Raw genomic sequence first — 11,985 nt, 5'->3', positions numbered from 1 at the left:
ACACTACGGCTTAGTAATCGCCATCGCCAGTCATAGGCAGCCTGCCGCAGGTAGGCGTATCTGCGAAATCCGATAAATCCGTTATAATCTGCGATGAAGATATACACCAAAACCGGCGACCAGGGGCTGACCTCACTCATTGGTGGGGCACGCGTGCCCAAGTCGAGCCTGCGCATCGACTGCTACGGCACGGTCGATGAGCTAAATGCCTACCTAGGGCTGCTGCGCGACCAGGAAGTGAACGCCCCGCGTCGCGGCTTGCTAAAGGAAATCCAGGACCGGCTATTCACCATCGGCTCGCACCTGGCCACTGACCCCGACCACGAGGTGCACAAGCGCCTGCCCGACCTGCACGCCGCCGACGTAGCCCTGCTCGAAGCGGAGATGGACCAGCTAAATGAAACCCTGGCCCCGCTGCGCGAATTTGTGCTGCCCGGCGGGCACCCGGCTGTGTCGTTTGGACACGTGGCGCGCTGCGTGTGCCGCCGTGCCGAGCGCCTGGCCGTGGAGCTGCGCGCAAGCTCGCCCGTAGAAGACCTGGTTATTATGTATCTCAATCGGCTGTCCGATTACCTCTTCGTGCTGAGCCGGGCCATGGCCCACGACCTAGGTGTAGAGGAGGTTACCTGGAAGCCTCGGCTGTAACTTGCCGCTTGCAGCGCGGCGGCAAGCGCGTTACTGCAACTTTTAGCTGGCTTGCCTGTCCCTACTCTTACCTATCCCACCCACTCTGGCGTTCGCGTGCGGCCGCCTTCTGACTAATCCCTGCTACTCCTATGCTTGACACTTTGACCATTGACGTGCAGCCCGCTGCTACGTCTCGCCTCGCCGAGCTCGACCTGGCTAATCTTGAATTCGGCAAGTCTTTTGCCGACCACATGCTGGCCGTTGAGTATCGCCAAGGCGAATGGCAGCAGCCCCGCATCTTGCCCTATGGCCCCCTGGCCGTCAGCCCCGCCAACTCGGCCCTGCATTACGGGCAAGCCATTTTTGAAGGCGCCAAAGCCTACCGGCAGGCCGATGGCAGCGTAGGTCTGTTCCGACCCCTCGACAACTGGCGCCGCCTCAATGCCTCGGCCGAGCGCATGGCCATGCCCACCATCCCTGAAGATATTTACCTGCAAGGCCTGCGCGAGTTGGTGAAGCTTGATGCGGGCTGGGTACCCAGCGCGGCGGGTAGCTCGCTCTACATCCGCCCCTTCATGTTCGCCACCGATGGCTTCCTAGGGGTGCGGCCGTCCGAAACGTATCACTTCGGCATCATCACCTGCCCGGTAGCGGCATTCTTCAACAAACCGGTGCGCGTGCGCTTCGAGCAGAAATACGTGCGCGCTGCCCCCGGTGGCGCCGGCTATGCCAAGAATGCGGGCAACTACGGCGCAGCCATGCTGCCCAGCAAGCTGGCTCAGCAAGAAGGCTACCACCAGCTGCTGTGGACCGATGCCTCGGAGCACCAGTATGTGGAGGAGTCTGGCGCCATGAACGTTATGTTTGTTATCGACGGCATCCTCATTACGCCCGAACTTTCTACGTCCATCCTCGATGGTATTACCCGCCGCTCGGTGCTGCAGTTGGCCCGCGACTGGGGCATGCCCGTAGAGGAGCGCCGCGTATCGAGCCGCGAAGTAGTGGCGGCCATTCAGGAAGGCCGCCTCACCGAGGCCTTTGGCGTGGGCACGGCTGCTACCATCGCGGCCATTGCTACCATCGGCCACGAAGGCCACGACTACGACCTGCCGGCCTTGGCCGATACCTCGTTTGCCCGCCGGGTAGGGGCCGAGCTCGAAGCCATCCGCACAGGCCACACGGCCGACCCGCACGGCTGGATGGTGGCCGTGTAGCGCCTCCTTCGCCATAGAAAAGCCGCCCGGTATACGGGCGGCTTTTTTTATACCGACCTTTGTTGCCACATAAGGTGTACTATGCACCCTAGGTTACTTTTTATCTACCACATGACCCAAGACCAGATAAAGGACTTGAAGGGCCGCGCCGAGGCTCTGAGGAGGTATCTTTGACTACGATGCCCGTAAAGAACAGGTAGTTAGCGCCGAAGCCGAAACCCTGGCGCCCGATTTTTGGGACGATTCCAAGGCGGCCGAAGCCAAGCTGAAAGAAATCAAAAGCATCAAAACCTGGACCGACGACTACGAAGCTGTGCAACAGGCCGTAGCCGATACCGACGTGCTCTTCGACTTTTATAAGGAAGGCGAAGCCACGGAAGCCGAAATTCAGGCCGAGTACGATGCCACCCAGCAGAAAGTAGAAGCGCTGGAGTTCAAGCGTATGCTTTCTGACGAGGAAGACCAGCTATCGGCCATTATCGACATCAACCCCGGCGCCGGCGGTACCGAAAGCCAGGACTGGGCCGAGATGCTGATGCGCATGTACATCATGTGGGGCGAAAGCAAGGGCTTCACCGTGAAGCAGGTCAGCTACCAGCCTGGCGAGGGCGCCGGCATTAAGTCGGCCTCGCTCGAGATAGATGGCCCGTTTGCCTACGGCTATCTCAAAAGCGAAATCGGCGTGCACCGCCTAGTGCGCATCTCGCCCTTCGATAGCAGTGGGCGCCGGCATACGTCGTTTGCGTCCGTGTTTGCCTACCCCGTAGTCGATGATACCATTAACATCGAAATCAATCCTGCCGACATCAGTTGGGATACCTTCCGGGCCGGTGGCGCGGGTGGCCAGAACGTGAACAAGGTCGAAACGGCCGTGCGCCTCACGCACGCCCCCAGCGGCATCATCATCGCGGTGCAGATAGAGCGCTCGCAGCTCATGAACAAGGAGCACGCCCTGCGTATGCTCAAGTCGCGCCTCTACCAACTAGAAATGGACAAGCGCAACGCTGAGCGCGACAAAGTAGAAGCCGGTAAAAAGCGTATCGACTTCGGCTCGCAGATTCGCAATTACGTCTTGCACCCTTACAAGCTCATCAAAGACCTCCGTACGGGCATAGAGCGCACCGACGTGCAAAACGTGCTTGATGGCGACCTAGACGAGTATATCAAAGGCTTTCTGATGCAGAGCTAGGAACTCGCACTCTTACCTACTATATCAATAAAAAAGGCTGCCCAATAGGGCAGCCTTTTTTACTAGTGCTAAATGGGATTAAAACTTATCCCAGAAGAGCTTAGTCGCAACGTTGTCGCCAGTGCTACCAAGGGCTGCCGAAGCTTCAGCGTAGTTAGCATTGTTGAGGTTTTGCTCAACAGTCGGGTACAGGTAACGACGCGGAATAACCGGGTAGATGGCGTTGGAAGCAAGCGGCAGCTGGGGGTAATCCAGGCGGCGCCACTGCGTCCAAGACTCGGTAGGCTGATTGTAGAGCGCCACCCAGAGCTGATAGCCAATTTTCTGCTTGTAGTCACCAGGAGCCGTTGTGTAAGCCACCTTATTGGACGCGAGGTAAGTACTGGCATCAGCAGCAGTGCCGCCCCATTCTAGAATGGAAGCAGTAACACCCGCATTGTAGTGCGACTCGGCGGTGCCGCCCATATTGAAGCCCCGCTCAATGGCCTCGGCCTGCAATAGCTCTACCTCTGCATATGAGATGAGCACCCCCGGCAGTGTCGCTGCCCGGAGCTTAGAGCCCGGCTGTGAGAAATTAGTCTTGCTGTTACCAGTGCCTACCACACCCCCGGCGTAAGTGCCAGCTGGTACGTTGGTCGACGTAGCCGCATTGAAATAGTCATCCAAACGCGGGTCCGTCACGCCAGTTGATGGGCCAGCAGTGCCTTTCAGAGAGTTGATGAAAATGTTAGCACCAACGAAGTCAGTACGGCCACTTCTCACTAGGTCTTCGAACAGCGGATTGGTGTTAGGAGGCGCCCCGTTGAAGGTAAGGTCAACAGCGTCCGAGTTAGAAGTCGGAAGCTTACCCACCGTAGCCTCAGCCATCGTCTTAGATTTGGCAGCGTCGACGTCGGCGGTAACCAGTGCCATGCGCAGCTTCAGCGCGTTTGCAAACTTAATCCATTGGCCCGTAGTAGCGGCAGCGGTGGTACCCGGGAAAAGCAGCTCGTTTGCGCCGAAACCCAACGGCTGCGATGCGTCGAACTTACCAATAGCCGCATCCAGCCGGGTGGCTAGGTCAGCGTAGATGGTTGCCTGGCTGTCATACTTGGGCTGGCTATTATTGAAGTCAAGCGCTTGCGAGTATGGAATATTACCAAAGGTTTCCACCAAGGTTGCCCAAGTGTAGACTTCCAATACTTCCTCAACTGCTAGGGCATTGGCTTTACTAGCATCCGGAATGGTAATGTCGTTTGGAATAGTATTCTTGGCTTCGCGCAAGTCGCGTAGGCAATCCCGATACAGCGCGTTCCAAACTGCATTGGGTATAGAACGGGTAATTAGGTCGTACTGCGACTCGTTGGGGTAATCAGTAGCAGCCCAGTATTGTACGTAGAAGCGCAGGGGGTTTAGGTTAACGCTGGAGCTATTAACCGTCCGGACAAGCGTGCGCTCCGCATTAGAAATCAAGCCAGATGCAATAGCGCTGGTAGAGCTTTTAGGGTTGGTGTTATAGTCATCGCTCAAATTACTCACGCAGGAAGTCGTGAACGCTAGAGCAGATGCACCAAGAACAAGTAATTTTTTCATAATAGATTAGAAGCTGAGGCGGATGTTAGCACCGAGCGTGCGGACGGCAGGATAGGCACCAGTAGAATAGCCTTGGCCAAAGTTGCCCGAGCTAGCGGCATCTTCAGGGTCAGCGTCGGGCAGGTTTTTGTGGATGAGCCACAGGTTACGACCTACGATGGAGAAGTCGATGCCGCGTACCCCACCCATTTTAGCTACCACAGTTTTAGGCAGCGAGTAGGTCAGCGATACTTCGCGCAGCTTCACGTAGCTGGCGTCGTATACGAATGCAGCATTCGGGTTGAAATCGATACCGTAAGCACTGGCATTGGTGTTCTCATACGTACCATCTGGCTGGAGTGCGAGGCCGCTGTTCTCAGCACGCACAGTGTTCCGAGTTCCGTCTGCCTGCACACCGGGGAAGATAACCCCACCGCCGTTGGCGATAGTGTTGCGCGAAGGGTTGCCTAGGTCGTTGAGACCAGCAGTTTCTGGCTGCAGGCCGGTACCTAGGCCATAAGCACGGTCGAGCGAGTAGATAGAGCCGCCTTGGCGGACGTCAACTAAGAAGTACAGCGAAACGCCTTTGTAAGTAAGCGTGTTCGAGATACCAGCCGTCCAGTTGGGGTTAGGGTTAGCAATCTCTTGGTTCGAGTCAGGCGTCTTGAGGTAGTAGCCATCGGTGCCAACAATGCGCTGGCCATCGCGGTACTGGAAGTTCTGGCCGCGGATGCTGTTAATAGGCCGGCCTACTGTGGCGTTAGTCGAGATACCACCTTGGTAAGTGGCGAGTACGATGTTGTCAACACCGCCGATGAGCTCTACTACGCGGTTCTGGTTTTTCGTCCAGTTAGCATTAATCGTCCAGGTGAAGTTGTCACTGCGGAACGGTGATGCGTAGCCCGAAAGTTCAACGCCGCGGTTGCGCACCGTACCAGCGTTAACGAAGCGGCCAGTATAGCCAGTAGTAGCCGAGGTAGTGATGGCTAGAATCTGGTTGATGGTGTTCGATTGGTAGAAGTTAGCTTCGAAGCCAAGGCGGCTATTCAAAAACGCTGTCTCTAAACCAATCTCAGCGCTCTTGATACGCTCAGGCTTCAAGTCAGGGTTGTTCTTAGTGCTAGGTACCGAGAACAAGGGAACTGAGCCAAAAGCAACAGGCTTGTCGTAGATGTCCGTGATGTTGTAGGGGTTTGCGCTGCTACCCACCTCGGCATAGTTGCCCCGGATTTTACCGTACGACAGCCAAGGAGCGGTTTCCTTTGTCAACTCCGAGAAAACAAAGTTTAAGGCTACCGAAGGGTAGAAGTAAGCATTGTTAGCCTTGGGTAGGGTAGATGATTGGTCTCTTCTGGCCGTCAGCTCCAAATACACCATATCGCGGTAGCCAAAGTTAGCGTTGGCAAATACCCCGTCAACTGCTTGGCGCACGTCGCCTTCAGTAGGTGCATTAATGGGCGAAACACTGTTCGACAGCGCGTAGAAGTCAGGAATAACCAGGCCGCCGTTGGTTGCAGCGTAGATAGACTTGGTTGACTGGCGACGCAGGTTGGCACCGAGCAAGCCGGTGAAGCTAAAATTTTCTGCAATGCGCGCTTTGAAGTTGCCAATCAGGTCAAAGTTGGCCTCGCGGTAGGTACGGTTGAAGCGGTTGTAGCCGGAGACACCCACTGCTCCGTAGGCCAGGCGCTCTTCCTGCAGGTCATCGTTCGTATCCAGAGTCACGCGGCCTAGCACGTTGAACCAGTCGTTGACCTTATAGGTCAGGGCTACGTTGCCGAAAGTCCGGTAGCGGGCATCAGTTTCGTAGCTCTTGTGGCGCGACCAATACGGGTTGTTCCAGTACTGCGCCGTCGACGAGCCTGGGCCCGTGAGGTTCCAGCTGGCATTCAGGCCCTGATATTCGTAAGCTTTCTCCAACTCCTTCATGTCAACGTTGGTCTGCCACCATTGACGGAAGTTGGTCATTTGGTTTTCGCTAAAGCTGCCGCTGTAGCCAGTGCCGTAGCGGCCTTTGCCGTTTACTACCGAGAAGTTGACGCTGGCGCTAGCAACTAAGCGCGGCGTCAGGTTCAACGAGCCCGCAAAGTTGATTACGTTTTTATTAACCTGGCTATTGGGTAGTATGCCTTTGTCAATAACACTGTTATAGCCCAGCTTGAAAGTGCCTTTTTCATTGGCCCCATCAATGGTGATGCTATTATTCAGCGTCAGGCCAGTTTTGAAGAAGGTGCTGGGGTCATTTGCCGCAGCTACCCAAGGAGTCTTCTGGCCGAAGTGGTCGCTACCGGGCTGGAACGCATTCCACTGGTATACCTGCAGGTTTGGGTCGAAGCGCGGGCCGATAGAGGCGTCGGCGGCCAAATCATTGTACAGGTCTGGGGTACCGTCGCCATCAACATCCTCCTGCGAGAAGAACGGAGCGTAACCTGCGCCGTACTCCTTTTGGTACTTGATGAAGGTACTCTTATCAATGCGGCCCGCGGTGATACCTGCATTGATAGTAACCCCTAGGCCCTGACGGCCTTTCTTAGTAGTGATTAGAATAACGCCATTACCCGCACGCTCACCATAGAGCGCTGTAGCAGACGCGCCCTTCAGGATGGTCATCGTAGCAATATCATCGGGGTTGATGTCGGCTGCTGCGTTACCGTAGTCGTAGCCGCCACCGCCCGTTTGCTGACCACTAGAGTTTGTGTTCGCGTTACTAATCGGAACACCGTCTACCACAAACAGCGGCTGGTTATTGCCACCGATAGACTTCGTACCCCGAATCAGAATGTTAGTCGAGCCGCCTAGGGTATTGCTTTGACGAATCTGCACACCAGCTACTTTGCCCGACAGGCCATTGATGGCATTAGGGTTACGGGCGGCTGTTATTTGCTGGCCCTCTACTACAGTGGCAGCATAAGCTAGCGAGTTGCGGGTCCGCTCTACGTTTTGTGCCGTAACTACTACTTCATTTAGCTGCTTGGTATCGGCTGTTAAAGAAACGTTGACAGTTGAGCCACTGCCAATAGGCTGCTCAACGGTGGTATAGCCTACGAAGCTGAAAGTAAGCGTGGTAGCCGAAGCGGGTACGTTGAGTGTAAAGCTGCCGTCGTTACCGGTGCCAGTGCCGAGCGTTGTGCCTTTCACTAGTACCGTTACACCAGGCAGCCCCTCGCCACTCTTTTGGTCGATGACCCGACCGGAGATGCTCCGGCTCTGGGCCATAGCCACTTGGGAGAGGCCCGCTGAGAGTAAGATAACTAAAGGGGTAAATTGTCTCATGTGAAAAGAAAAAAGAATGGGGGGAGTAAAAGCAACTTCCCAATCAACCGGATTGAGCTGGCAAGATATTCACAAAAAGTTAATTAAAAGAGGTCGTCTTCGCCTTTGTATGGTGTATGCGCTATGTGATGCGAAAGCCGCAGGCAATTGATGCGATTAGTAACTTAATCTGCTAGTATAAAACCAGATATAGCGTAGCAAGCTATAGCATAGGTAGAGGGCGCTGCATTATTTGAATATTACCAGCAGTAGGGTAGTACACTCAGGTAAGAAGGCTTTAGTAAAACATTAACAGGCAATTGTTACAGAAAAAAAGATGGGCTTAGATAGTCCTGTTGAAGCCTTGGATATCAGAATAGTATCAATTCGTAGTGTCGTTGGCAGGCATAAAAAATGCTAAGCTTGTGGCACAGGGAGAGGGCTATGTGAGCTGCATAAGAGTATCCATACATTCTTGTGCCACCCTAGGGCCTATATAAAAATGTAGAATAAGCCTTGCGAGCGCTAGAATAATAGTGGCACTATCATGGTGATATAGATTAGAAGAGGAACTGAGTATAATATAACAGTGATTTATTAATTAAAACAAATGTATCAATATATTAATAATAATTAATATATTGATACATGATAGCTGTAGTGCTGTACTAAGCAGCTTATTAGAAATGGTGCGAATGTGGAGTGAGTTGATAGATAGGGTGTCATTAAGCTTTAATGTTTAACTTAGTGATTCTTAACTGAATTAATAGGGTATAGCAAAAATGTATATTTATTGCAGTTAATATTATAATTAATTGTCTTCCTGATATGAAAAAAAGATGTTGTTTGGCAACGGTATTTAAGTTATCTTGCATGCCCAACTTTTAACTTGTTATTAAGGAATAGCTAAATCTTCTCTTTTACCTTCTTACATTTTTCAATGAACAAAAACTTACTAATGAGCACTGTGCTCATAGTTGCCTCATGCCACACGGCATTTGCCCAGTCACGGACGGTGACAGGGCGGGTAACTGACCAAAAAACAGGGGAAGGCCTACCAGGCGCGACTGTGCTATTGAAGGGTACAACAACTGGCGTATCAACTAGTGTTGATGGCCGTTTTACCCTGAACGTGCCCGAAACTGGCGGTACGCTAGTTATCAGTTCGCTGGGTATGGCTACGCAAGAAGTAGCTATCGGCAGCCGCACTAATATTGACTTAGTATTAACTGCTGATAATAAGGAGCTAAGCGAGGTAATAGTAACAGGCTACGGCCAGCAGCTAGAGCGCCGCGAGGTAACGGGTGCTATCGCGAGTGTCAGCTCGGCTCAGTATAAAGACCAGCCTGTGATTGGGGTAGACCAGGCCTTGCAAGGCCGGGCTGCCGGGGTGCAGGTAACCCAAAACTCGGGTACTCCTGGTTCGGGTATTTCGGTGCGTGTACGTGGCGCCGCCTCTATCAATGGTAGCAACGAACCATTGTATGTAGTAGACGGCCTGCCCGTAGTTACGGGCAATACCACACAGCTAGGTTCTGGTAACCAGCTTACCAATGGCTTGAATGACTTGAACCCGAACGACATTGAGTCGATTGAGGTATTGAAAGATGCGGCGGCGGCGGCTATCTACGGTTCGCGGGCGTCGAACGGGGTAGTGCTTATTACCACCAAGCGTGGTAAATCGGGCAAGGCTCGCGTTGATGTAGACTACTATACTGGTGCTCAATCAGTTTGGAAGCGCCCGGAAGTGCTCAACGGCGAACAACAGACGCAGCTGTTTTTGGAAGCCGCAGCCAACCGCTTTCCGGCTAACGCGGCCGGTAACTATGTTACTAACCAGGGGCCAGCTGGCAATCCCTTTGCTTTCCGCACTAACGCTGAACTTGCCGCTTATCTATACGGGGTAAGAAACACCAGTGGCACCGGGGGGCTGGTATCTTACGTTGATGCCTCGCCCGCCACGTACCGCCCGCTCAGCCAGTTTCAGAACCCTAGTACGGCTACCAGCACTAACTGGAGCAATGAAGTACTGCGCACGGCACCCATCAGCAACTACGGCCTAACATTCTCGGGCGGCAATGATGCTACCCGGTACCGGTTGGCGTTGAACTACTTCGATCAGCAAGGTACTATCGTGGGCTCGGGCTTCAGCCGTGGCAGCATGCGTTTGTCCGTTGATAGCAAGCTATCAGATAAGGTACGGATGGGTACCTCTGTTGGCCTGACCCGCAGCACCAACAACCGTATCAATAACGATAACAGCATCTACGGGGTGCTGACTACCGCTCGCCTGTACTCGGCAGACCTGCCCATTTACAATACCAACGGCACTTATTTTAAAATTGGGTCGCTGGAAAACCCTGTGGCGGCTGCTAACGAGCCGTTTATCCGTAGCGTTAACAACCGCTTGATTGGCTCGCAGTTCATTGAGTTTGAGTTTATCAAAAACCTCCGGTATCGCGCTTCGTTCGGCCTAGACTTTACCTACGGCCGCGACGACCGGTTCTATTCTACGCTTACCAACCCTGGTGCAGCGGTGCGCGGTGAAGCTACTCTAGCCACCCTACAAGACCTGAACTACAACCACATCAGCTCGCTGAACTACTCCAAGACCTTTGGTGATGACCACTCGCTGAACGCGCTGTTTGTAGCTGAATACCAGCGTGATTCTTACAGCGATTCTTATTCGCAAGCCACCAGCTTTCCCAGCAATGCTATACGGGAATTGTCGGCTGGTGCTACCAAGGTGAGCGCCACTTCTACCTCGACCGGCAACGCGCTGTTTGGCCTGCTAGCAAAAGTTGACTATGCCTATAAGGGTCGCTACTTGGCTAGCGCCTCGGTGCGGCGTGACCAGTCATCACGCTTTGGCGCCGATAACCAAGTAGGCTACTTCCCATCGGGCTCGTTGGGCTGGCGCGTGATTGACGAGTCGTTCCTGAAAGACCAAACCGTACTGAGCGAATTGAAGCTGCGTGGCAGCTATGGCGAAACGGGTAACCAGCCCACGGGCAACTTTGGCTCGCGAGGCCTGATTAGCCCTGGCGCTAACTATTTGACCCAAGGCGGCTTGTCTCTGACCCAGCTAGCTAACCCCAACCTAAAATGGGAGCGTACGCGCCAAACTAACGTTGGCTTTGACTTAGGTTTCCTTGAAAACCGACTCTACGTGTCGGTTGATTTGTACAAGCGTAAAACCGACGACCTGCTGCTAACACAACGCCTGACCTCCGACACGGGCTTCACTGGCTACAGCGCCAACGTAGGTAATTTGGAGAATAAAGGTCTGGAAGTAGCGCTAACTACCATAAACCTGCGCAACGAAGGCACAGGCTTTAACTGGGAGACCAACTTCAATATCAGCTTTAACCGCAATAAGGTTACCAAGCTATCTGACCCCAGCGTTACTGGTACTCCATCGGGCTTTGCCAGCCGCCTCATCGTAGACCAGCCCCTAGGTGCTTTCTACGGCTATCGCGTCGATGGCATCTTCCAAACACAGGAAGAAATTAATGCGCTGAACCGGACTTCGTCTACTGGTATATACCAGGCTGCCCTGACTCGCCCCGGCGACATCAAGTTTCGTGACTTGAATAACGACGGCCGCATCACTGCTGACGACCAAGAGATTATTGGCAATGCCCAGCCCAAGTTCTTCGGGGGCATCACCAATACGCTGCGCTATATGAATTTTGACTTGAGCGTACTATTCCAGTACAACGTGGGCAACAAAATCTACAATTCGGCAGCTAGCAATACCCAAGGTATGAGCACGGACTACGGTCAGGATGCTGCGGTGCTAAATCGTTGGACACCCACTAACACCAACACTAACATCCCGCGTGCAGTGTACGGCGACCCCAATACGAATGCGCGTAACTCCGACCGGTTCTTGGAAGATGGTTCGTATGGCCGTTTCAAGACGGTGACGCTGGGCTACACATTTACGTCTGGTTTTATCACGCGGGCGCACATCCGCTCACTGCGCGTTTATGCACAAGCACAAAACCTGGTGACCTTCACGAAGTACTCGGGCCTCGACCCGGAGGTGAGCTCGTTTAGCGGCAACAACACCGCGCTGGGTACCGACTTCTTCACCTTCCCGCAAGCGCGCACTATCACGGGCGGCATCACTTTGGGCTTCTAATACTC

The 11,985-nt window shown here is 53.7% G+C and carries 6 protein-coding genes; 4 read left to right on the top strand and 2 right to left on the bottom strand.

Annotation, left to right across the window (positions count from 1 at the left end; genetic code table 11):
- Positions 1-93 precede the first annotated feature (93 nt).
- From JAO77_RS17595 to prfB, 3 genes are all read left to right on the top strand, one after another.
- Complete coding sequence (locus JAO77_RS17595) at positions 94-645, top strand: cob(I)yrinic acid a,c-diamide adenosyltransferase (RefSeq protein WP_198991713.1); 552 nt, start codon at positions 94-96, stop codon at positions 643-645.
- Positions 646-776: 131 nt separating this feature from the next.
- Positions 777-1,841, top strand: coding sequence for a branched-chain amino acid aminotransferase (locus tag JAO77_RS17590; protein ID WP_198991712.1), 1,065 nt, complete (start codon positions 777-779; stop codon positions 1,839-1,841).
- 111 nt (positions 1,842-1,952) lie between these two features.
- Positions 1,953-3,030, top strand: a protein-coding gene (gene prfB, locus JAO77_RS17585) for a peptide chain release factor 2 (RefSeq protein ID WP_198991711.1) whose coding sequence is annotated in 2 segments (ribosomal slippage) — positions 1,953-2,012 and positions 2,014-3,030 — 1,077 coding nt in all. Because the reading frame shifts where the segments join, the coding sequence is not laid out codon by codon here.
- A 78-nt stretch (positions 3,031-3,108) separates the two neighbouring features.
- Here the strand turns inward: prfB and JAO77_RS17580 are convergent.
- Positions 3,109-4,602, bottom strand: a complete 1,494-nt coding sequence (locus tag JAO77_RS17580; protein WP_198991710.1) for a SusD/RagB family nutrient-binding outer membrane lipoprotein — start codon at positions 4,600-4,602, stop codon at positions 3,109-3,111.
- 6 nt (positions 4,603-4,608) lie between these two features.
- On the bottom strand, positions 4,609-7,854 hold the full coding sequence (locus tag JAO77_RS17575; protein ID WP_198991709.1) for a SusC/RagA family TonB-linked outer membrane protein: 3,246 nt from the start codon (positions 7,852-7,854) through the stop codon (positions 4,609-4,611).
- Between the two features lie 919 nt (positions 7,855-8,773).
- Between JAO77_RS17575 and JAO77_RS17570 the strand changes: the two genes are divergently transcribed.
- Complete coding sequence (locus JAO77_RS17570) at positions 8,774-11,980, top strand: SusC/RagA family TonB-linked outer membrane protein (protein WP_198991708.1); 3,207 nt, start codon at positions 8,774-8,776, stop codon at positions 11,978-11,980.
- Positions 11,981-11,985 lie beyond the last annotated feature (5 nt).

This window comes from Hymenobacter sp. BT559, from assembly GCF_016427535.1.
GTDB lineage: Bacteria > Bacteroidota > Bacteroidia > Cytophagales > Hymenobacteraceae > Hymenobacter.
Note: the sequence above shows the minus strand (reverse complement) of the source record. Positions and strands in the feature narration are given on the sequence as shown.